The 22,479-nt window shown below is 33.7% G+C and carries 18 protein-coding genes; 4 read left to right on the top strand and 14 right to left on the bottom strand.

Annotated features, from left to right (window positions below; translation table 11 throughout):
* Nucleotides 1-156 precede the first annotated feature (156 nt).
* Entirely contained in the window at nucleotides 157-2,946 is a 2,790-nt protein-coding gene (locus ACSVH2_RS11125) for a YCF48-related protein (protein ID WP_438093256.1), read from the top strand.
* A 122-nt stretch (nucleotides 2,947-3,068) separates the two neighbouring features.
* Here ACSVH2_RS11125 and ACSVH2_RS11120 read toward each other — a convergent pair whose 3' ends face one another.
* Nucleotides 3,069-4,154 carry an acyltransferase gene (locus ACSVH2_RS11120; protein ID WP_438093255.1) on the bottom strand — a complete coding sequence of 362 codons (1,086 nt, stop codon included), beginning with the start codon at nucleotides 4,152-4,154 and terminating at the stop codon, nucleotides 3,069-3,071.
* Between the two features lie 93 nt (nucleotides 4,155-4,247).
* Here ACSVH2_RS11120 and ACSVH2_RS11115 point away from each other — a divergent pair, with 93 nt between their 5' ends.
* Nucleotides 4,248-6,119 carry a CocE/NonD family hydrolase gene (locus tag ACSVH2_RS11115; RefSeq protein WP_438093254.1) on the top strand — a complete coding sequence of 624 codons (1,872 nt, stop codon included), beginning with the start codon at nucleotides 4,248-4,250 and terminating at the stop codon, nucleotides 6,117-6,119.
* Nucleotides 6,120-6,138: 19 nt separating this feature from the next.
* Complete coding sequence (locus tag ACSVH2_RS11110) at nucleotides 6,139-6,495, top strand: bleomycin resistance protein (protein WP_438093253.1); 357 nt, start codon at nucleotides 6,139-6,141, stop codon at nucleotides 6,493-6,495.
* Nucleotides 6,496-6,590: 95 nt separating this feature from the next.
* Here ACSVH2_RS11110 and ACSVH2_RS11105 read toward each other — a convergent pair whose 3' ends face one another.
* Nucleotides 6,591-7,646: an NAD(P)-dependent alcohol dehydrogenase gene (locus tag ACSVH2_RS11105; RefSeq protein WP_438093252.1), complete on the bottom strand. Its 1,056-nt coding sequence runs from the start codon at nucleotides 7,644-7,646 to the stop codon at nucleotides 6,591-6,593.
* 201 nt (nucleotides 7,647-7,847) lie between these two features.
* On the opposite strand from ACSVH2_RS11105, the gene ACSVH2_RS11100 reads away from it, so the two are divergent.
* A complete protein-coding gene (locus ACSVH2_RS11100; RefSeq protein ID WP_438093251.1) occupies nucleotides 7,848-9,275 on the top strand; it encodes an L-serine ammonia-lyase in 1,428 nt (475 codons plus the stop codon).
* Here ACSVH2_RS11100 and ACSVH2_RS11095 read toward each other — a convergent pair.
* From ACSVH2_RS11095 to ACSVH2_RS11040, 12 genes are all read right to left on the bottom strand, one after another.
* On the bottom strand, nucleotides 9,272-10,990 hold the full coding sequence (locus tag ACSVH2_RS11095) for an ATP-binding protein (RefSeq protein WP_438093250.1): 1,719 nt from the start codon (nucleotides 10,988-10,990) through the stop codon (nucleotides 9,272-9,274). The two genes, ACSVH2_RS11100 and ACSVH2_RS11095, sit on opposite strands and share 4 nt — an antisense overlap.
* A 1-nt stretch (nucleotide 10,991) precedes the next feature.
* A complete protein-coding gene (locus ACSVH2_RS11090; RefSeq protein WP_438093249.1) occupies nucleotides 10,992-12,119 on the bottom strand; it encodes a sensor protein KdpD in 1,128 nt (375 codons plus the stop codon).
* 83 nt (nucleotides 12,120-12,202) lie between these two features.
* On the bottom strand, nucleotides 12,203-13,279 hold the full coding sequence (locus ACSVH2_RS11085) for a porin (RefSeq protein ID WP_438093248.1): 1,077 nt from the start codon (nucleotides 13,277-13,279) through the stop codon (nucleotides 12,203-12,205).
* Between the two features lie 7 nt (nucleotides 13,280-13,286).
* Nucleotides 13,287-13,841 carry a K(+)-transporting ATPase subunit C gene (locus tag ACSVH2_RS11080; RefSeq protein ID WP_438093247.1) on the bottom strand — a complete coding sequence of 185 codons (555 nt, stop codon included), beginning with the start codon at nucleotides 13,839-13,841 and terminating at the stop codon, nucleotides 13,287-13,289.
* Nucleotides 13,842-13,853: 12 nt separating this feature from the next.
* Entirely contained in the window at nucleotides 13,854-15,887 is a 2,034-nt protein-coding gene (gene kdpB, locus ACSVH2_RS11075; protein ID WP_438093246.1) for a potassium-transporting ATPase subunit KdpB, read from the bottom strand.
* A 9-nt stretch (nucleotides 15,888-15,896) separates the two neighbouring features.
* Nucleotides 15,897-17,618 (bottom strand): potassium-transporting ATPase subunit KdpA, encoded by a 1,722-nt coding sequence (gene kdpA, locus ACSVH2_RS11070; RefSeq protein ID WP_438093245.1) that lies wholly within the window; start codon nucleotides 17,616-17,618, stop codon nucleotides 15,897-15,899.
* Nucleotides 17,619-17,638: 20 nt separating this feature from the next.
* A complete protein-coding gene (gene kdpF / locus ACSVH2_RS11065; protein ID WP_091314114.1) occupies nucleotides 17,639-17,716 on the bottom strand; it encodes a K(+)-transporting ATPase subunit F in 78 nt (25 codons plus the stop codon).
* Nucleotides 17,717-17,829: 113 nt separating this feature from the next.
* Entirely contained in the window at nucleotides 17,830-18,111 is a 282-nt protein-coding gene (locus ACSVH2_RS11060) for a DUF7674 family protein (RefSeq protein ID WP_438093244.1), read from the bottom strand.
* 165 nt (nucleotides 18,112-18,276) lie between these two features.
* Nucleotides 18,277-19,617: a sigma-54-dependent transcriptional regulator gene (locus tag ACSVH2_RS11055; RefSeq protein ID WP_438093243.1), complete on the bottom strand. Its 1,341-nt coding sequence runs from the start codon at nucleotides 19,615-19,617 to the stop codon at nucleotides 18,277-18,279.
* 34 nt (nucleotides 19,618-19,651) lie between these two features.
* Nucleotides 19,652-20,083: a nuclear transport factor 2 family protein gene (locus ACSVH2_RS11050; RefSeq protein WP_438093242.1), complete on the bottom strand. Its 432-nt coding sequence runs from the start codon at nucleotides 20,081-20,083 to the stop codon at nucleotides 19,652-19,654.
* Between the two features lie 4 nt (nucleotides 20,084-20,087).
* A complete protein-coding gene (locus ACSVH2_RS11045) occupies nucleotides 20,088-21,392 on the bottom strand; it encodes an ABC transporter permease (protein WP_438093241.1) in 1,305 nt (434 codons plus the stop codon).
* A 73-nt stretch (nucleotides 21,393-21,465) separates the two neighbouring features.
* On the bottom strand, nucleotides 21,466-22,389 hold the full coding sequence (locus ACSVH2_RS11040; protein ID WP_438093240.1) for an ABC transporter ATP-binding protein: 924 nt from the start codon (nucleotides 22,387-22,389) through the stop codon (nucleotides 21,466-21,468).
* Nucleotides 22,390-22,479: the final 90 nt, after the last annotated feature.

Here is a 22,479-nt window from a genome sequence, read left to right as displayed (position 1 = left end):
AACCACTGATAATCAATAGCAAAACATGACATTTATCATGTTTGTTAATTAGAAATATAACTAACTTTATATAGGTTCATTTGGAGTCCAGACACCAATTGAAAAAACGGGGTAAAACCGAAAAACCATACGAGTAGGAAATTAAATTTAAATGTCATGAGAAATATTATTTTAAGTATCGTGGTAGTAATTTTAGGTTTATTTAATATTACTGCTTTCGGTCAAGGAAGTTGGAGCTTACAAACCAATCCGGTTCAAGCAACTCAAAGTGTTGGTAAAGTACAGTTTGTAAGTGCAACCGAGGGATGGGTATCCATTTCAAATGATTTTTTACTCCATACTATAAATGGAGGTACAACTTGGAGTGAAGTAACGAAACCCTATTCAGGTGATGTTATAGGATCAATGTCCGATCCTGGATTAAACATTAGTTTTATTAATCCTTCAACAGGTTGGGTTCTAAAAACATTTGGAACTTACGACAACCCACTTGGAGCTGTAGTTTATAAAACTACAAATGGTGGTACTAATTGGAATCGAACCGTACTTTCAACTACAGCAGGTGATGTTGGTCTACAAATTCAATTTGTAGATGCAAGTCATGGCTGGGTTTTAGTATATAATATGATTTCTGGAGCTCCAACATTCTTAAAAACAACTGATGGAGGTACCACATGGACACCAACAAATGGTACTGGTATTTTTTACTTTGTTGATGTAAATAATGGATGGGCATACTCTGCTGGTCCAAACATGTCGCCTCCATATACTATATATAAAACAACTAATGGTGGAGCAAACTGGACACCACAGTTTACAGACAATACCGCTGGTGATTTGAATGCTATACAATTCACAGACTTAAACAATGGATGGGTTGTTGGTGAAAATGGTAAAATATTTCACACCATAAATGGCGGAACCAATTGGACATCAGTAACTAATACTGGTATTACCTCAAATTACACAAGTAAAACCCTATATTTCATGAATGCTACTACAGGTTGGATAGGAAGTAAATTAGATCAAAGTAATGACAATGCTATTATTCTCAAAACAACAGACGGTGGTGCTAATTGGATAACCCAAAATACCCCAGCATTGAACCCTTTTAGTATTTCATTTTGGGATGAAAACAACGGTTGGTTTACCTCTGACGACAACAAAATTGTAAGATATAGTGTTGGTCCTTATTCTAACGCTTCTTTAAACGGTCCTTGGTTATTTTATAGAGATGTAACTCCAATTGATCCATACAATGACAATCTTAGTTATTGTGTTTTTAATGGCAATGGGAATATAACAGATTTCAGTGGTTTTGGAGGTCCATGGACTGGAAATTATACTGTTAGTGCTAGTGGGGCTATAAATGGAATTTTTACAAATGGAAATGAAAGCTTTCCTTTTAGCGGTCAGTTAAGTTCAACTACTGATGGAACTGGAATCGCAGATGGACAAAATTGGAGATTACATAAAGTTGCCAATCCAGGTGCATTGAAAGATAAAATAGTTGGAACACTTACTACTCCTAATTGTGGTTCTAGAAATGTAACTTTGAATATTGACATTAATGGAAACATAACTTCTGTTGTAGGTTTAATGGGACCAGTAACTGGAAAAGTTTATACTGACTTAGGAGTTTACGTTGGATTTATGAGAACTGGAGAACCTCCTTTTTGGGGACAAATAGCTATTTGGGGATATTACAATAATAACAACTTAATAGGCCGAATTGGTTTAGATGATGGTGGACAATGTGGAGCTGATATAGAATTATTGTCATACTTAGTTCGTTCTGATAATCCACCAATAAATACAGATTGGATACCGAACACAAGTTTAACAGGAGCGGGTTTTGAATCAGTCACATTTACCAACACTAATACTGGATATATTGTTGGATCTAGTGGAAGAATATTTAAAACAATAGATGGTGGTGAAAATTGGACACAACAAAATAGTGGAACTATAAGTAACTTAATAACTGTTAAATTCCCCGACAATAATGTAGGTTATGCTGTAGGTTATGATGGCACAATCCTAAAAACAACTGATGGTGGTATAGGCTGGAATACACAAACAAGCGGAACTATTGAAAAATTATATTCTGTTTTCTTTACAAATCCAAGCACAGGTTATGCTGTAGGCAAAAATGGATTAATGCTCAAAACTACAAATGGTGGAGATTTATGGACACCTCTTACTAGCGGAGCAACTAATGAATTGTATTCTATCTTCTTTACTGATGCTAATATTGGCTATGTTGTTGGCAAGAATGGAGTTATCAGAAAAACAATTAATGGCGGTGTAAATTGGACATCACTTAACAGCGGAATAACAACTACTTTGAATTCTATCTTATTTACTGATGCCAATAATGGTTATGTTGTTGGAGAAAATGGAGTTATCTTAAAAACAATTGATGCTGGTGCAAACTGGACTCAACAAAATAGTGGTGTTAATATTATTTTGAATGATGTAAATTTTTATCAAAATGTTGGATATGCTGTTGGTGCATATGGTACAATTTTAAAAACAACAGATAATGGAACTACTTGGACAGCACAAACAAGCGGAGTAATTAATGGGTTATATTCAATTTGTTTTACTAGTATTAATACAAGTTACGCTGTTGGCGATGATGGTATAATACTGAAAACAACAAATGGTGGCGGATCTTTAGGTTTAACAGAAGTTCCAATGAAAAACAAAATTATTATCTATCCTAATCCTAATGATGGTTTTTTCTGTTTCGATATAAAAGAACCTGCTGCAAGATTACAAATAGAAATTTACAACCAATTGGGTCAAAAAGTATATGAAGCTACAAACACTGATCAAAAAGTAACTAATGAAATCTATTTTGAGCCTCAAACAAAAGGTGTTTACTTCATCAAAATTTATGATGGTGTAAATGTATATAAAGACAAATTATTGATTAAATAAAAAGTTTAAAAATAACTTACTAAGAACGAATTGGCGAAAAGACCAAGCACTCTGCTCACCTACTAAAGTGGAGATGTGTAATCAATTCAAAGGTTCGTTCTTTTTTTGTGTTTATTATTCTTTTAAGCACCAATCATCATTCTGGAATACTTCCCAAAAAGTTTCCTAAACAACCAAGTAACCAACATACTCATCGCAATTGCACCAACTAACATAAACAATCCTCCAAGTATAGCATTGTATTGAATTATAGGAAGAAAAAGAGTAACATTTCCTAGCCAACCGAGAAAAACACCTATAAATAAAATATGCAAAAAGTAAATAGAAAAAGCGTCTTTGGCAATGGGTTGTAACCATTTAGGTTGTTTTTCTCCCAAACTCTTAAAAAATAAAAGCACCAATAACGACATCACAATTTTCTGAACATAATACAAACTCGATTGAATAGAAAACACTCCTAACCTATCTATTTTTTGAAGGGTAACATATACTAATGCTGCCGTAAAAACAACAGCTAAAACCAACAAAAGAATTTTATTTTTTCTTATCCATGCTATACTTTTCTCTAAGTTATTGGCAAGATACATTCCTGTGGCATAAGCTCCAGTAAAATAGATCATATTATGAAAACTAATGAAATCTCCGTTGTATAACTCCATCACTTCTTCTCGTCTTACCAGCAATGGTAGTGCAATAATGATAGCCATCAACCAATTTCCCCATTTTTTAATCTGTAAAATAGAATCTAATAAAGGAGTAACCATATATAAAAACAAAAGCACCGGAATATACCAAAGGACAAACATTGCTTTCCCGTATATAAAATTACGTGGTAAATCGTTTAAATAATTTACAAAACTAGTTTGATAAACAAAAAAATCATAAACCTTGTTATCATAAACTGTATACAGCAATGTAAAAAACACATAAGGCAGTACTACATATTTAAATTTACTCTTAAAAAACTGTGGGTAGCCCTTTTTCTTTAAAATAGCCGTGTACAATAATCCCGAAATAAGAGCAAAATAAATGGTACTATTATGAAATAATACTTCATTTGCTATTGAAACATTTTTATTAAAAGTGCTTTTTCCCATAAAAGTAGAAAATCCTATAGCATGAATAGCAACAATATTGATAATGGCAAATCCTCTAAAACTATGCAAGTAGGAGAGAAAAACGGGTTTAGTGGTAGAAGATGTACTCATTTTTTTATGTTTTAGATAGTACAATATAATAAAAAATATTAATACCCTGATTTTTCATACATTAGCTAAACCAAAAATCAAACTATTTTAAACATGAAAAAAGTTCTCATTCTCTTCTTACTACTCTTCACATTTGTTGGTAGTTCGCAAACCACAAAATCTTTTACACCTGAACAAGATACCCAATATATAAAAGACAATTACGAAAAAGCCGAATATATGGTTCCTATGCGAGATGGCGTAAAACTATTTACCCAAGTTTACACTCCAAAAGACAAATCGGTTCAACATCCCTTTATTATTAATAGAACACCTTATAGTTGTTATCCTTATGATACTGAAATGGGTCAAAGAATTTCACCCAATCGGTTTATGATTCGCGACAACTATATTGTAGTACATCAAGATGTGCGAGGAAGATGGGCATCCGAAGGAACATTTGTTGAAATGACACCTCAAGTGGAAGATAAGAAAAAGAAAACCGATATCGATGAGTCGACTGATACTTATGACACCATCGATTGGCTAATTAAAAATATCAAAAACAATAATGGCAAAGCAGGTCAATGGGGCATTTCGTATCCTGGTTTTTATGCTTCTGCTGGAGCATTGGCAGAACATCCTGCGTTGAAAGCGTCTTCACCACAAGCACCAATATCCGACTTGCGAAGAGACGATGCTTTTCACAACGGTGCTTTTATGCTAGCCGCTAATTTTGGATTTTATAATTACTTTCAAGAGCATAAGAAACCTACAAAAACGTATGGTGCTTCGCTATTAGAAATGGGAACACCTGATGGCTACCAATTCTACCTCAACATGGGACCATTAAAAAATGCTGAAGAAGTATATTATAAAAAAAGAAACAAATACTATCTCGAAAACTCTGAAAATCCCGATTATAATGAGCATTGGAAAAAAAGAAACCTATTGCCGCATCTGAAAAAAATTAAACATGCGGTCATGGTGGTTGGCGGATGGTATGATGCCGAAGATTTATATGGAACTTTCAAAACCTATCAAACCATTGAAAAATTAAACCCAGGCATTCAAAACTGTGTGGTGATTGGTCCATGGGCACACGGTGGTTGGGCTGGTGAAACTGGTCAATCATTAGGCGATATTAACTTTGAACAAAAAACAGCTCCTTTTTATCAAGAAACTATAGAAGCACAGTTTTTCAAACATTATTTAATAGATGATAAACTGAAGTTAAACCTTCCCGAAGCCACATTATTCAACACAGGCAACAACCAATGGCGACAGTTTGATACTTATCCACCCAAAAACTTAAAAACCAAACAACTCTATTTTCATAAAAACGGAAAGCTCAGTTTTGAAGCACCAGTTGGGGATAATTCATTTGACGAATTCCTTTCAGATCCAGCACATCCTGTTCCCTATTCTGCCAAAATTGATGATGGTATTGTACAATCCTACATGGTCGAAGACCAACGTTTTGCATCCCGACGACCAGATGTACTTACCTATCAAACAGATATTTTAACTAAAGAAACAACCCTAGCAGGAAATAGTATAGCAATGCTCAAAGTAGCAGTTACAGGAACCGATGCCGATTGGGTTGTAAAAATAATAGACGTCTATCCTGATGACGCGCCAAATGACCCAATCCATCCCGAAGTGGTTTATGCTGGCTATCAACAATTAGTGCGTAGCGAAATCATTCGTGGCAAGTATCGCAACAATGCTTCCACACCTGAACCTTTTGTTCCTAACCAAATTACAGATGTTTCTCTTGAGCTACAAGATATTTTGCATACTTTCAAAAAAGGACACCGTATAATGATACAAGTACAAAGTTCGTGTTTCCCTTGGGCAGACAGAAATCCGCAAACATTTACTAACATCTTCCAAGCCAAAGCAGAAGATTATGTAAAAGCTTTCCATCGACTGTATCATAATGCTAACGCTACAAGTTATATAACTGTTGGTGTTTTAGAATAATTTACTTTAATACTATATCATGCTTACAGACATCAATCCAAAACTTCCCATGCGGGACAAAACAATTACAAGGAATTTTTATAAAATTCAATTGGGCTTTGAAGAATTTGGCAACTCAGACTATGAAGGTTATTTGATGCTAAAAAAAGACAAAATACAAATTCATTTTTTTGAATTTAAAACACTTAACCCAAAAGAGAACTATGGACAAGTATACATCCGTACCGATACTATTGATAAATGGTACCAAGAAGTACTAAACAATAATACAAGTATCCATCCAAATGGAAAACTTGAACAAAAACCATGGGGACAAAAAGAATTCTCTATTCTCGACCCTGATAATAACTTGTTGACGTTTGGACAATCACTTTAAAATAGGATAACACAAATTCCACTAATGTACATGATTTGATCATGTGTAAATTAGTGGAATTTGTATTTATTGTAATCTAAATTTATTGAATGCTATCATTTCAAAGAAGCCATATCAATTACAAAACGGTAACGAACATCACTTTTTATCATTCTTTCATAAGCCTCGTTAATATCCTGCATCTTGATAATTTCAATTTCAGACACGATATTATGCTTACCACAAAAATCTAACATTTCTTGTGTTTCAGCAATACCGCCTATCAATGAACCAGCAACAGATCTTCTTCCCATAATCATTGGAACAGTTTGCAATATTGGTTCTAAACCTCCCAAATAACCTACCAAAACCAACGTTCCACTGACTGTTAAAGTCCCAACGTAAGGATTAACATCATGCACATAAGGAACTGTATCAATAATTACATCAAATTTTCCAACAACACTAGCCATTTGAGAATCATCAGTAGAAAGAACTACGGCGTCAGCTCCTAAATCTTTAGCATCTTTTTCCTTGCCAGGTGTTCTAGTAAATAGCGTTACTTCGGCACCTAATCCTTTGGCCAATTTTATAGCCATATGACCCAATCCGCCAAGACCTACAACTGCCACTTTACTACCTTTGCCTACATTCCAATGACGAAGCGGTGACCAAGTGGTAATGCCGGCACATAATAACGGAGCTACGGCAGCTAAATCTAAATTAGCAGGTACACTCAATACAAAATGTTCATCAACCACTATTTTTTGAGAATAACCACCATGAGTAGGTTGGTTTAAATGTTTGTCAAAACCACCATAAGTACCAACCCAACCATTTAAACAGTATTGTTCCAAATCTTTTTCGCAACTACTACAAGTTCGGCAAGAGTCAACCAAACAACCTACAGCGGCAAAATCGCCTACTTTTAATTTGCTTACTTCACTCCCAACTCGCGTAACTTTACCCACAATTTCGTGACCGGGAACTACTGGATAAGTAGTCATTCCCCAATCGTTTTTTGCAAAATGCAAATCAGAGTGACAAACACCACAATACATAATTTCTATTTCAATATCTTTTGCCAAAACGTCTCTGCGTTCAATATTCATTTGTACTAAAGGTGCATCAGAAGCACTTGTTCCGTAAGCTTTTACATTTGTTGTTGCCATAGTTAAAATATTTTGATTACTAATTTCATTTTGAATTAACCTTATAAAGATAATACTATTTATTGGCTCAAAAAACAAAACGCTGAACAGATGTCTTATTAAAAGAAGCCAAAAAGTCTTCAACTGCCCAAACTATTCACTTAGAACTCGTAATTCGTAATTCGTAATTCAATATATTTGCCGGACTAAATCGATATAGTAATGGAAGAATGCATCTCCGTTTTTGATATGCTTAAAATAGGTGTTGGACCATCAAGTTCACACACGCTTGGACCTTGGCGTGCCGCTGAACGTTTTCTTAACGAACTAAGAGAAGAAAACCTATTAAACAAAACAACTAAAGTAAAAATTGATTTATACGGCTCGCTTTCCCTAACCGGAAAAGGTCACGCTACAGATTATGCTGTAATGTTAGGTTTATCAGGTCAAGACCCAGAATATATTGCCGTAAAAGATATTGATGGTATTATTACCACTATAAAAACAACGCATCAAATCAAATTAGCCAACGAACTAATAATTCCATTTGATGCTGATACTGATATTATTTTTAACAAAAACTTCCTGCCATTTCATGCCAATGGAATGACATTTACCGCTTTTATTACTAACGGAACAGAATATGTTTCAACCTTCTACTCTATTGGTGGAGGATTTGTTGTTAAAGAAGAGCGTATCAATGCCAAAAAGAAGTTGCAAATAAAATGTGCTTTCCCTTATCCTATACAAAATGCTGAAGAGTTACTAGAATATACTATAAAAGAAAACAAAGCCATATCCGAGATTGTGTATGCCAATGAAATCTCGATGCGTCCCGAAGCGGAAGTAAACAGTGAATTGATGCGCATTTGGAACACCATGCTCGAATGTATGTACATTGGTTGTCACTCCGAAGGAATACTTCCGGGTGGATTAAATGTTCGAAGAAGAGCTTTTGATATGCACCAAGGATTAATAGGGTTAGCCAATTATACCACACCACAAGAATGGCTAGAAAGCATCCGAAAAACAGAAGTAAAGTTTAGACAAATCCTTAAATGGGTAAGTTGTTTTGCACTTGCTGTCAACGAAGTAAATGCAGCATTAGGAAGAGTTGTAACGGCACCAACCAATGGTAGTGCAGGTGTAATCCCAGCCGTATTAATGTACTATTTAGTTATCGAAAACCATCAAGCCGACGAAAAGCAAATCAAACAATTCCTGATGGTAGCTGGAGAAATTGGCAGTATCTTCAAAAAAGGTTCTACTATATCAGCTGCTATGGGTGGTTGTCAAGCGGAAATAGGCGTTTCGTCGGCTATGGCTGCAGGAGCACTTTGTGAAGTGATGGGTGGCACACCAGACCAAGTATTAATGGCTGCCGAAATCGCTATGGAACATCACTTAGGATTAACCTGTGATCCTATTGGTGGTTTGGTTCAAATTCCGTGTATAGAACGCAATACCATGGGCGCAATCAAAGCTATAAATGCTGCTGAATTGGCCATGGAAACAGATGCTAAAAATGCTAAAGTACCACTAGATAAAGTTATCGACACGATGTGGCAAACTGCCAAAGACATGAATTCTAAATACAAAGAAACCTCCGAAGGAGGTTTAGCTGTAGCGGTAAATATGGCGGATTGTTAAATTGTGTTCAATTTAAAATAAAAAGTACTTCCCAAACCCAATTCACTTTCTAGTCCTATTGTTCCGTTTTGAGCTTCAATGAATTCTTTAGAAATTGCTAGACCCAAACCAGTTCCCGATTTTTGACTTCCTGGTATTTGAAAATATTTATCAAAAACTTTCGATTGATAACGCTTGTCAATTCCTTTTCCTTTGTCAGATACTTGAAAAACAATTTGATTATTATCTTGTTTCAACTTTACAGTTACAACACTATTTTCTGATGAGTAGCGAATTGCATTTGTTAAGAAATTAATTAGAACCCAAGAGGATTTTTCACTATCCGCTTTTACTGCTGATAGATTATTATCAGTCTCCAATTTAATATCTATATGCTTTTGCTCAGCCTGAACTTTAACTGCTTCAATAGCATGCTTTGCAATTTCATTTGGACTACTTTTCTCAATAGAAAGCTGAATGTTTCCAGTTTCAACCTGTGATAATTCTAATAATTCACCTGTAATTTTCAACAAGCGTTGGCTATCATCTTTAATGCTTTCAATGAGTTGTTTTTGGTTGTCATTTATACTTCCATTTGTTTCATTTTCAAGCAACTGCAAACTCATTTTGATGGAAGAAATTGGTGTTTTTAGCTCGTGGGATACAGTGGCAATAAAGTTGGTTTTTGCAAAATCTAATTCTTTGAAAATAGTAATGTTTCTCAAAATTATTACATCGCCAATATTAATAGTTTTATCTTCTCCTGTGGGCGTAATAGTAATATTAACCTTTTCTTTTTCGAAGTAGCTTTCTTTACCATCAGCAAAAATTTTCATTGTATTTGCTTTTGCACTTTCCGATTCGTTGATGATTAAGGATTTCATTAAATCATTTTTCAATGCTAATGTGGTAGCCAATTGACCAATTACATCTTCCTTTTTTAGTCCAATGATTTTTAATGCTCCATCGTTTACAAACAAAATTATTCCTTGATTATCCAAACCAATTATTGGGTCGTGCATGTTATTGATTAGCGTTTCCAATCGTTTTTTTTCGAAAGTCAATTTGTGTAAACTACTATTGGAATATTCTTCTAGTTTTTCAGCCATGGTATTGAAGGATTTTGCTAAATCTCCATACTCATTATGGTTTTGAAAATGAACACGTTCTGAATAATTTCTATTAGCAATTTCTTTAAAACTAGCTGTCAATTCCTTTATTGGATTGGCAATATTATTAGGTAAGTTTACTAACAAATTAAATGCGATTAAAAAACACAGTGTTCCCACAATGGCAATCCATAAATTGGCCGTTTCGGCAGTGTTTTTAGCAATATCACTTTTGTCTTTTATGGCGTTCATATTGAGTTTCATGATTTCAAAAATATCTTGCCGAATTTGAGCTTTTACTTTTTCGTCTTTTTTATTTCTTTTCAATAATTCAAAACTCATTTGAAGATTATTAGTTGCCTTATCCTCACCTACTTCAGTAATATTGATAATTTGTTTTTTTAGATTGGATTCAAAAACAACAATAGCTTTGCTTTCATTAGCATTCATTTCATCTAATGATGTGAGCATGTTTCGGGAATATTCAAGTGTATTATAGTTGGCTTTCAATATATTTTCGGTATCTTTTTTAATCGAAAAAATATAATATGCACTAACTAATGAAAGGATTAATATCATTATAAATAACAATCCTACTCCGAGATTTAATTTGGTTTTAATTTTCATATTATGAGAGAATTACAAGGTCAACATTGGATAGTGAAAGACTGTTTAACAATCTTCTGAAAATCGTTGTAGACAAAATTACTTTAAATAAATTGAAGTGGGGTTTTCCGATGCAAACGGTTGTAATGCCTTTTTGTTGCACTATATCTAATATAGCGTCGGTGATTTTAGTGTTTTCAACTTTTATAACTTCAGCACCTAATTCGATGGCTAGTTTAAAATTATTAATGAGATGTCGTTGTTTGTCCAAAGCGATTTTATCGCTGCTTTCATTAGGCGTTTCAACATACAAAACATACCAATTGCTATTGTAATAACTTGCCAAACGTGCTGTTTTACGAATAACAATTTTGGCTGTTTTGTCATTACTGCTGATACAAGCTAATAGTTTTTCGTGACGCAAACCTGTGTTTTTGGGCACTTCGTTTTCTACTTTTCTAACAACTTGACCGGCAACTTCTCTTAGAGCTAATTCGCGCAACTGAAGTATTTGATCTGCTTTAAAAAAGTTAGCTAATGCTGTTTGAATTTTGTCTTCGGTATATATTTTTCCTTCCTTAAGACGTGTAATTAAATCCTCAGAAGTCAAATCGATATTTACTACTTCATCTGCTATACGTAAAACATTATCGGGAATTCGCTCTTGAACATCAACTCCAGTAATCTTTTTAACATCTTCATTCAAACTCTCAATGTGTTGAATATTTACTGCCGAAATCACATTGATTCCAGCTTCAAGAATTTCTAAAACATCTTGCCAACGCTTTTCGTTTTTGCTGCCTTCAATATTGGTGTGTGCTAGTTCATCAACAATCACTACCTCTGGACGAAGGTTGATAATGGCTTGAACATCCATTTCTTCTAGTGATTTTCCTTTGTAAAAAATTGTTCTTCTAGGAATGATGGGTAAGCCATCTAAAAGCTCATGGGTTTCTTTACGGTTGTGGGTTTCTATATAACCAATTTTTACATCAATCCCTTTTTTAAGTAACGTTCTTGCTTCCTGCAACATTCGAAAAGTTTTGCCCACACCAGCACTCATGCCTATATAGACTTTGAACTTTCCTCTTCGTGATTTTTGAATTAAATCGAGAAAGTGTTGAGCGTTGTTTTGTTTTTCTTGTTCCATTTTTACAACATTTACACAAAGTATTTTTTGCTATTTACCGCAAATTCGCGAGTTAAAAAATTCGCGAATTTGCGGTTGTTTTTCTAAAACGAAATCGCCAAAGATGTCGTTAAAAATGTATTTGTATCTGTTGGATTACCCTCTTTCAAAAAGATCTCATCTTTACTATTTAAAGAACGAGCTTCAATTCTAAACATCACATTATCAGAAACTAAATAATCAAAGTTGGCAGAATAACCAAATGTTTTAAACCCGTTTGGTGTTCCTGTTGCGATAATTACTCCTTTTTCGTCTTGATAATATTCGCCTCTAGCAGCCAATTGTATTTTAGCAGTTGGTTTGTATTGTGCAATAATCACTGGCGAGAACCAAGTATCATAATCGCTACTGCCATTCAATTTTTGTTGTGCACCAATGTCAAAACCTGCTACTAAACTTGTTTTTTCTGAAACCTTAAATTGTCCGTAGAAATTATTGAAATAACGCCATTTTCTATCACTATCTGGTTGCTCATTTCCAACATAAGTACTCCAATTTAAAGTAGTTTTCCCCGAAGGTTTATAAGTAACTTGAGTTCCAAAAGCTGGTGTTTGATTGTCATCAATTTTCTGGATACGTTGCCAACCATTTAAGTACATAACTGCTAAATACCATTTTTCAGATTTAGAAGTATAACCCAATTTTACACCTGCTTCATAATAAGGAGAATTGTCGGCTAAAATACTTCGAGTTAAGTTCATACAATCTTTTCCAATGGCACTTTCAAACCCAATATGAGAAGGCATAACACCAGCATCAATCCACAGATTGGATGTTTTAGAAATTTTTACACCAACATTGGCTTCGTATATATTTTTCATTAAATCTTGTTCGGCAGCCATATTGTATTGCGCATAAGTTCCTGCCATTAGAGCAAAGTTTCCTCTGATGTTGTCTTTGGCATAATTGACTTTAATCAAACCTAAATTTAAAGACGCTTCATTGTGTTTATTATAACTATAGAAAAAACTAGGTCTTTCATGATTATCAGGATTACCAAAATCATAACTATAATAAGTGTCAATATAACCTAAAAAGGTAAATGGACTTGGTGTTTTTTCTTGTGCGTAACTAATTGTAAATCCAAAAGCTATTAAAGCAATCATTATTGTTTTTTTCATTTAATTTTTATTTTAATTTATCCAAAGCTATGTTAAGTTCTAAAACATTAATTGTTTCAGTTCCCATAACTGTTGGTTTATTACTCATTTTTTCTACTAATTCTTTTAATTTATCTTCAGACAACTTTCTTTCTTCAGCTACTCTTTTTACCTGAATTAAAGCTCCTTGTGGAGAAATATTTGGATCCAAACCACTACCTGAAGCTGTAACCATATCAGAAGGTATATCCGATTTTTTCAAATAAGGATGAACAATTAAAAAAGTGTCAATTCTTTTTTGAACTTGAGCCAAATAATCTGCATTACTGGCACCTTTATTACTACCTGCACTACCCGTAGCGTTGTAATCTACTGCAGATGGACGACCCCAAAAATAGTTTGCTTTATCAAATTTTTGACCTATTTTTTGATAACCTACTACTTTTCCAATTACCGAAATGGTTTCGCCTTTTCCTTGGTTTGGAGCCAATTGTGCAATTCCCCATATGACGGCTGGATAAATCACTGCTAACAAAATTACTGTTAAAACCGTAAATTTTATTATTGCTATTATATTTTTCATTTTTTATAAATTTTAAAAGAACATTGCTACTACTAAATCAATTAATTTTATTCCAATAAATGGCACAATTAATCCTCCTAAACCATAAATTAAAAGGTTTCTTTTTAGAATGGCACTTGCTCCAATTGGTTTGTAATCCACACCGCGTAATGCTAAAGGAATTAATATCGGAATAATGATAGCATTGAATATAACCGCAGATAAAATGGCACTTTCCGGACTATGTAAATGCATAATGTTTAATCCTTGTAATGCTGGAATTGAAGCTATAAAAAGAGCCGGAACGATAGCAAAATATTTAGCAACATCATTTGCAATTGAGAAAGTGGTAAGCGTTCCTCTGGTCATTAATAGTTGTTTTCCAATTTCTACAATTTCAATTAACTTGGTTGGATCATTATCTAAATCGACCATATTTCCTGCTTCTTTTGCCGCTTGTGTTCCACTGTTCATAGCTACACCAACATCGGCTTGCGCTAAAGCAGGAGCATCATTCGTTCCATCACCCATCATCGCAACAAGTTTACCTAATTGCTGTTCGTTTTTGATGTAGTTCATTTTATCTTCAGGTTTTGCTTCTGCAATAAAATCATCTACACCTGCTTTTTCTGCAATAAATTTGGCTGTTAACGGATTATCACCAGTAACCATAACGGTTTTTACACCCATTTTTCTCAAACGATCAAAACGTTCTTTCATTCCTGTTTTGATGATGTCTTGCAATTCAATAACTCCTTGTACTTGACTGTTTTTAATTACCACTAAAGGAGTTCCACCATTTGAAGAAATTTCTATAACTTGTTTGGCTGTATCTTCTGGAAATTTATTTCCTGATTGTTCTGAAATGTTTTTGGCAGCATCTTGAGCTCCTTTTCTAATGTTAGTTCCATCTTTTAAAACTAAACCCGAAGTTCTAGTTTCGGCTGTGAATTTTATCAAAGTAGCTCCTTCAATAGAAAGTTTTTGAGCCACTTCATTACCTGCTAATTCTACTATACTTTTTCCTTCGGGAGTATCATCTGCCAAAGAACTTAATACGGCTGATTGAATAAACTCTTCTTGCGAAACACCATTGGTAGGATAAAAATTAGTAGCTTTTCTGTTTCCTATTGTGATTGTACCTGTTTTATCTAAAAGCAAAACATCAATATCGCCTGCTGTTTCAACGGCTTTACCTGATTTTGTAATTACGTTAGCTCTCAAAGCTCTATCCATTCCTGCAATACCAATAGCTGATAATAAACCACCAATGGTAGTTGGAATTAAACACACAAAAAGAGAAATAAAAGCTGCAATAGTTATCGGTGCATTAGCATAATCTGCAAAAGGTTTCAGTGTTACACAAACGATTACGAAGATTAAGGTAAAAGCAGCTAATAAAATAGTTAATGCAATTTCATTCGGAGTTTTTTGACGACTTGCACCTTCTACTAAAGCAATCATTTTATCAAGGAAACTTTCTCCTGGTTCTGATGTAACTTTGACTTTTATTTTATCGGACAATACTTTTGTTCCTCCTGTTACAGAAGATTTATCACCACCAGATTCACGAATGACTGGTGCGCTTTCACCTGTAATAGCACTTTCATCAATAGTGGCTAAACCTTCAATAATTTCGCCATCGGTTGCAATTAAATCGCCAGCTTCACAGATGAAAACATCTCCTTTTTTTAAGGAAGAAGAACTTACATTTTTGATGTCACCATTTGGTAAAATTTGTCTTGCAGGTGTTTCTTCTCTGGTTTTTCTTAAACTATCGGCTTGTGCTTTTCCTCTTGCTTCTGCAATTGCTTCTGCAAAATTGGCAAACAAAAGTGTTGCTAATAAAATTAAGAATACAATGAAATTATAAGCGAAACTGCCTTGATTTTGTGCGCCCATTAAGATGGCAATACACACAACAAACATAATGGCAGTTCCAATTTCCACAGTAAACATTACTGGATTTTTGAACATTACTTTAGGATTAAGCTTTACAAAAGATTGCACAAGTGCAGCTTTTACTTGCTTACTTTCAAATAATGAATTGGATTTATTTTTAGTCATTTTATTTAATTATTTTAGGGTAAAATATTCTGCTAATGGTCCTAAAGCTAATGCTGGGAAGAAAGATAAAGCAGCAATAATTGCGATTACAGCGAAAACCATAATTCCGAAAATAGTCGTATCCGTTTTTAAAGTTCCGGCACTTTCTGGAATGTATTTTTTATTAGCTAGTAATCCTGCAATGGCAAGCGGACCAATAATTGGTAGAAATCTTCCCAAAAGCAATACAATACCCGTTGTTATATTCCAAAACGGATTATTATCTCCTAATCCTTCAAAACCTGAACCATTGTTGGCAGAACTTGAAGTGAATTCATAAAGCATTTCAGAAAAACCATGATTGCCTGGATTGTTTAGCCAACCTGTTGCATTACCGTTGAACCAATATCCCATTGCAGTATCATTTGCAGCAAAATAAGAAGCTAAAGCTGTGCCTGCTAAAATTAATAATGGATGAAGAATGGCGATAAAAGCCGCTATTTTTACTTCACGTGCTTCGATTTTTTTGCCTAAAAATTCAGGTGTTCTGCCGACCATTAATCCCGAAATAAAGACAGCAAGTATTATGAATATATAGAAATTCAACCATCCAACACCGCAACCACCATAAAAAGCATTAACCATCATAGCTAATAATTGCATTGCTCCTGACATTGGCATTGAACTATCGTGCATACTATTAACAGAACCTGTTGAAATTACCGTTGTCGCAATACTCCAAAAACCTGAAATTGCTGGACCAAAACGAACTTCTTTTCCTTCCATTGCGCCTGTGGCTTGTGTAATTCCCATTTTAGCAATAGCCGGATTTCCGTTTAATTCGGAGCTAATTGTTGGAATGACCAATAGTAAAAATCCGATAGTCATTACACCGAAAACCACATAAGATAGTTTGCGTTTTTTGAGATAAAATCCTAAAGCAAAAATCATTGCAAAAGGAATTAATAATTGAGCTGCAAGTTCTACAGCATTAGTAAAATAGGTTGGATTTTCAAATGGATGAGCTGAATTAACTCCGAAGAAACCACCACCATTGGTTCCTATATGTTTTATACCGATGAATGCAGCTGCTGGACCACGAGAAACATCAACAGTATCACCTTGTAAAGTTGTGATATGATCTTTACCTTCAAAGGTCATTGGTGTACCACTGAAAATTAATACTATGGCAACAATTGCTGATAATGGCAATAAAATACGAGTACAACTTTTAATAAAGTAATTATAGAAATTACCTAAATGTTCGGTTGTTCTTTCTTTCATAGCATTGAAAACCAATGCTGCTGCTGCCATTCCAACACCTGCTGAAACGAATTGTAAAAACATCAACATTAATTGTCCTAAATAAGACAAACCTGTTTCACCTGAATAATGTTGCAAATTACAATTGACTACAAATGAAATAGCCGTATTAAAAGCTAAATCGGCACTCATTGAAGGATTTCCATCAGGGTTTAAGGGTAAACTTCCTTGAAAGATTAGGACAAAAAAGCAAAGGATAAACCATACCATATTAACACTCAAAAGTGCTTTTAGGTGTTGTTTCCAATTCATTTCTTCTTTGTCATTGATACCGCTTATTTTGAAAATAAACCGTTCAATTGGATTAAAAATTGGGTCTAAAAAAGTTTTGTCTCCAGTATATACTTTAGCAATATATTTCCCAATTGGAATTGCCAAAACAATGGTTAGAAGAAAAACAGTTATAACTCCAAAGATTTCTGTGTTCATAATTTAATTATTATTAAAATTTAAAATTTTTCAGGTTTAATTAAAACATAAACCAAGTAGCCAAATACGGCGAGCGCGACAATAAAAAGTGCTATCATAATTTAGATTTTTTCAAAAAATTCGACCGATTTAAAACAAATAGCAAAAAGGAAAATTCCTAATGCGAGTAAAAGAATTGTGCTTATCATATAGTTATTTTATTAGTTTAAAATTATACTGAAGTTGCATTGATTTGCTTAATGTATTCTGCTTTCAATGCTTTAGGGAAAAGATTAGAAATACTGCAATGCCTCAATTCCATAAAAGAAGAAACGGAATAGACATAAACATTTGAGATTACATTTTTAGTTTCAATGCTACCTGTTTCAAAAAGATTTTCTGCAATGCTCAAGAGTTTTTTTGCTCTAGAAATGTTTCCCGAAATAATGGCTTTGTTGGTGATTTCTGCAAAGCGTTCGGCTTGTTTGTAGATGGTATTTATTTTATTTTTCATGACGATAAATTTTTATGTTCTTCATCGCTTATGCCAAAATGTGTTCCACAAACAAAACAAAACACTTAATTAACTGTAAAACAAACAACTATTTATTTTAAAGAAAATAAAAGCAATAAAAAAGCCTATCAAAATGATAGGCTTTTATTAAAATGATAGGATTATTTATTGAATATTATATTCTTCCAATTTCCTGTATAAAGTAGCAATTCCAATTTCGAGTAGCCTTGCTGTTTCAGCTTTGTTACCTTTTGTATAATTTAATACTTTTTGAATGTGCATTTTTTCGACACTATTCATTGAAAATGCAGACATTGATTTGTTTTGATTACTATTTTGATGTTGAATTTCATAAGGCAAAACATCAAGGGTTAAAACATCTTCGCTAGTTAAAATTACGGCTCTTTCTATAACATTTCGCAATTCTCTAACATTTCCTGGCCAATGATAGGCTTCTAATTTTGGAAGAAAATCTTCTTCAATTTTTAAAGTTTTTTTATTGATTGAATTAGAAAATTGTTCCACAAAAAAATGCACTAAAGGCGCAATATCTTTCACTCTTTCTCGCAATGGCGGAATATTTATTTCAAAAATATTCAATCTGAAATACAAATCGGAACGAAAACGGTGTTCTTCGCTTTCTGTTTTTAAATCTCTATTAGTTGCAGCAATTAAACGGAAATTGGATTTTTTTGGCGTTGTATCTCCAACAGGAATAAACTCATTAGTCTCCAAAACTCGAAGCAATTTGGCTTGTAATTCTGATGGCATTTCACCTATTTCATCTAGAAAAAGTGTGCCACCATTGGCTTCTTCAATAAATCCTTTTTTGTCTTTTATAGCTCCTGTAAATGCACCTTGCTTGTGTCCGAATAATTCGCTTTCTAAAATTTCTTTGCTGAAAGTGCTGCAATTTAAAGCTACAAACGATTTACTAGCGTGCGAACTATTTTCGTGAATGGCTTGAGCAAAAACTTCTTTTCCTGTTCCTGTTTCGCCTGTTAATAACACGGTTGAATTGGTTTTAGCTACTTTTTTAGCCAAATCTATCACTTGTTCAATCGCTTTTGATTTTCCAATAATGGTTTCAAACGAATATTTATCTGAAATACGTTTTTCTAGATTTTTAACCTTTTTTTGAAGTTCAGATTTTTCAAGAGCTTTGTATAAAAGTGGAATAATTTTATCGTTATCATCTCCTTTTACAATATAATCAAAAGCACCATTTTTCATAGCTTGAACACAATCTAAAATATTGCCGTAAGCCGTCAATAAAATAACTTCAACCATTGGAAAATTCGCCTTAATCTTTTCAAGAAAATCAACGCCATTTCCGTCGGGTAATTTTACATCACACAATACCACGTCAATTTCATTAAGCTCTAATTTCTTATAACCTGATTTTAAATCACAAGCTTCAAAAACATCAAACCCTTCTGATTTTAAGATTCGAGCTAGAAGTCCACGAAGTTTTTCTTCGTCATCTATAATGAGAATATTTTTCAATTTGAAACTAAATTAGGATGCAAAATTACAGTATTTACTTCCTCCTAGTATCTATAAGATGTATTATTTTCCACGACTTCCCATCAAGAAATAAGGTGAAAGCATTTACCCCTTTATGACTAAATTTTCCATTGATATAGAATTCATAAGGAGTCCAAACATGCGCCATTGTTCCATCAACTTGAATGGTAAAACTCAATAATTTTTCTTCAAATTTCATTTCCGCAGGAATGGTAGCTATCGATTTGTAAAATTCACTTGGACTTTCGTTTGAGAGTTTATTTCCTTTAGCACTTTCCATAATCGATTGTAAAATCATGGAATCACTACAAGTAGATTTGATTTTGATCGTGTCTTTGGCATGAAATCCTTCAAAGAAAGTTTCAATAGTTTTTTGTACTTGCTCTTTTTGAGCATTAACAACGACTACAAAAAATAATGCCGGAATTAAATATACTTTTTTCATATTCTTAATATTTAGACCATTTATACAATTCTTTCCATGTTGGTTTTTTTCCATACATTAAAATACCTACTCGATAAATCTTGGCAGCAAACCAAACTACTAAAAAGAAAGTAGCAAACAATAACACCATAGAGATAATAATTTGCCATAAAGGCACACCAAATGGAATTCGCATCATCATCACGATAGGTGAAGTCAACGGAATCATGGAGAAAACAGTAGCAACAGTTCCGTGTGGATCATTAATTACGGTAAAGAAACCAATATAAACGCCTAAAATCAATGGCATAATGATTGGCAACAGAAATTGTTGTGAGTCAGTTTCATTATCTACTGCAGCACCAATGGAAGCGTAAAACGAACTGTATAGAAAGTAACCACCAATAAAATAGATGACAAACGAAATTAAAATAGTTGCTATCGGTAAATTCCAAAGTTCTTTAATATAAAGTTGGATTGTTCCACCCATTTCACTTTGGGCAGTTTGCATGGCTTGCCCTTGAATACCAGAGGTTGCGCCCATTTGTACCCCAAAAATGGATGACAAAACAAACATTGCTGTTAACCCGAGAATTGCCCAAATGAAAAATTGTAGAATTCCAGCCATTGAGGTACCTATGATTTTTCCCATCATCAATTGAAATGGTTTTACCGATGATATAATTACTTCTATGATTCGTGATACTTTTTCTTCGATAACGCTTCGCATTACCATGTTGCCATAAATTATAATAAACATCATAATGAGATAACCAAAAGCGCCACCAATAGCGATTTTGATTTCGTTTAAACCTTTGAGTGCCGCTTCACCAGAAGCTTTGGAGAGTTTGATATCAACAGCTGCATTCGCATTCTTTATTGCTAAAGTGTCTAAACCCGATTTGATATAGTTTTCTTGGGTGAGTTTTTTACTGATAACATCTTGAATATCTTCAATAAACATAACACTCGGGCTATCGTTTGAAACATATTGAATGCCTTTTTCGAGTGATTTGTTATCAGTTGCTTTTGGGATTAGTAAAAGTCCTTCATAGCTTTCGTTGACAATACTGTCTTTTAAAATTTTGGTATCAACCAATGATAAATCGACATATTTATATTCGTCATCGCTTTTAAATTCTTTGGCAAACAAACCCGTTTCGTCATGAATAGCTATAGTTTTCAAATCGGCTTTCATAGAACTTAAATAACCCACAAAAACAGCAATCCCTACAAACAATAACGGACTTAAAAAGGTCATTACGATGAATGATTTATTACGCACTTTGGCAATAAACTCTCTTTTAATAATTAAACTTAATTTACTCATGTTTTTTATTTACAATTAAGGATTTGGGAATTAGGAATTAAAAATCCTAAATCTCAAAATCCTAATTCCTTAATTATTTCTCAGTTACAGTTTGTATAAAAATATCATTCACACTCGGGATTTTTTCCACAAAGTGAGTTACTTGTCCACGTTGCACTAAAATATGTAATAATTCATTTGGGGTTGAAGTACCAATATTAATTTTGAGTTTCAACTCATCGTGCAAGGATTTGAAATTTGTTTGCGCAATGGTAAACTTTTGAGATAAGTCATACATCAAACCTTCCATATTATCCGTTAGAATTCCCACTTCGTAATCATTTGTCCTGAATTGTTTTTTGACATCCGATAACTTGCCTTCTATAAGTTTATTCGATTTATGGATTAAAGCGATATAATCACACATTTCTTCTACACTTTCCATTCTATGTGTGGAGAAAATAACAGAAGTTCCTTGCCTATTTAATTCAATAATTTCATCTTTAATTAAATTGGCATTCACGGGATCAAAACCAGAGAACGGTTCGTCCAGAATAAGCAACTTTGGTTTATGCAAAACAGTAACCACAAACTGCACTTTTTGAGCCATTCCTTTAGACAACTCTTCTACTTTTTTATTCCACCAACCTTCGATTTCTAGTCGTTTAAACCAATACTCCAATTCGTGTTTGGCTTCGGCTTTTGTTAATCCTTTTAGTTGTGCCAAATACAAACACTGTTCACCTACTTTCATAGTTTTGTACAAACCACGTTCTTCGGGCATGTAACCAATACTGTGTACATGGGAAGGATTTAATTTTTCGCCATCCAAAATAATTTCACCACTATCAGGCATGGTGATTTGGTTTATAATTCGAATTAAGGAAGTTTTTCCAGCGCCATTTGGACCAAGAAGCCCATATATACTGCCTTTTGGAACAGTTAAAGAAACTTCGTTGAGCGCGGTATAATCACCATATTGCTTAACAACGTTCTTTACTTCAAGAATAGTACTCATATTTAAAATTTCAAATAATCAATTTCAAAAATCAATATCAATGATAATTACTTTTTTGATTTTTGTAATTGCGATTGATACTGTTATTGA

The organism is Flavobacterium sp. RSB2_4_14 (assembly GCF_051547085.1).
Taxonomy (GTDB): Bacteria; Bacteroidota; Bacteroidia; order Flavobacteriales; family Flavobacteriaceae; genus Flavobacterium.
Note: the sequence above shows the minus strand (reverse complement) of the source record. Positions and strands in the feature narration are given on the sequence as shown.

What these genes read in the sequence shown, in the direction of transcription:
- ACSVH2_RS11050 (WP_438093242.1), bottom strand. Translation starts at nt 20,083, where the DNA reads ATGAAAAAAGTATATTTAATTCCGGCATTATTTTTTGTAGTCGTTGTT.
- ACSVH2_RS11115 (WP_438093254.1), top strand. Translation starts at nt 4,248, where the DNA reads ATGAAAAAAGTTCTCATTCTCTTCTTACTACTCTTCACATTTGTTGGT.
- ACSVH2_RS11100 (WP_438093251.1), top strand. Translation starts at nt 7,848, where the DNA reads ATGGAAGAATGCATCTCCGTTTTTGATATGCTTAAAATAGGTGTTGGA.
- ACSVH2_RS11060 (WP_438093244.1), bottom strand. Translation starts at nt 18,111, where the DNA reads ATGAAAAATAAAATAAATACCATCTACAAACAAGCCGAACGCTTTGCA.
- kdpB (WP_438093246.1), bottom strand. Translation starts at nt 15,887, where the DNA reads ATGACTAAAAATAAATCCAATTCATTATTTGAAAGTAAGCAAGTAAAA.
- ACSVH2_RS11045 (WP_438093241.1), bottom strand. Translation starts at nt 21,392, where the DNA reads ATGAGTAAATTAAGTTTAATTATTAAAAGAGAGTTTATTGCCAAAGTG.
- kdpA (WP_438093245.1), bottom strand. Translation starts at nt 17,618, where the DNA reads ATGAACACAGAAATCTTTGGAGTTATAACTGTTTTTCTTCTAACCATT.
- ACSVH2_RS11085 (WP_438093248.1), bottom strand. Translation starts at nt 13,279, where the DNA reads ATGAAAAAAACAATAATGATTGCTTTAATAGCTTTTGGATTTACAATT.
- ACSVH2_RS11110 (WP_438093253.1), top strand. Translation starts at nt 6,139, where the DNA reads ATGCTTACAGACATCAATCCAAAACTTCCCATGCGGGACAAAACAATT.
- ACSVH2_RS11040 (WP_438093240.1), bottom strand. Translation starts at nt 22,389, where the DNA reads ATGAGTACTATTCTTGAAGTAAAGAACGTTGTTAAGCAATATGGTGAT.
- ACSVH2_RS11090 (WP_438093249.1), bottom strand. Translation starts at nt 12,119, where the DNA reads ATGGAACAAGAAAAACAAAACAACGCTCAACACTTTCTCGATTTAATT.
- ACSVH2_RS11095 (WP_438093250.1), bottom strand. Translation starts at nt 10,990, where the DNA reads ATGAAAATTAAAACCAAATTAAATCTCGGAGTAGGATTGTTATTTATA.
- ACSVH2_RS11105 (WP_438093252.1), bottom strand. Translation starts at nt 7,646, where the DNA reads ATGGCAACAACAAATGTAAAAGCTTACGGAACAAGTGCTTCTGATGCA.
- ACSVH2_RS11120 (WP_438093255.1), bottom strand. Translation starts at nt 4,154, where the DNA reads ATGAGTACATCTTCTACCACTAAACCCGTTTTTCTCTCCTACTTGCAT.
- kdpF (WP_091314114.1), bottom strand. Translation starts at nt 17,716, where the DNA reads ATGATAGCACTTTTTATTGTCGCGCTCGCCGTATTTGGCTACTTGGTT.
- ACSVH2_RS11080 (WP_438093247.1), bottom strand. Translation starts at nt 13,841, where the DNA reads ATGAAAAATATAATAGCAATAATAAAATTTACGGTTTTAACAGTAATT.
- ACSVH2_RS11125 (WP_438093256.1), top strand. Translation starts at nt 157, where the DNA reads ATGAGAAATATTATTTTAAGTATCGTGGTAGTAATTTTAGGTTTATTT.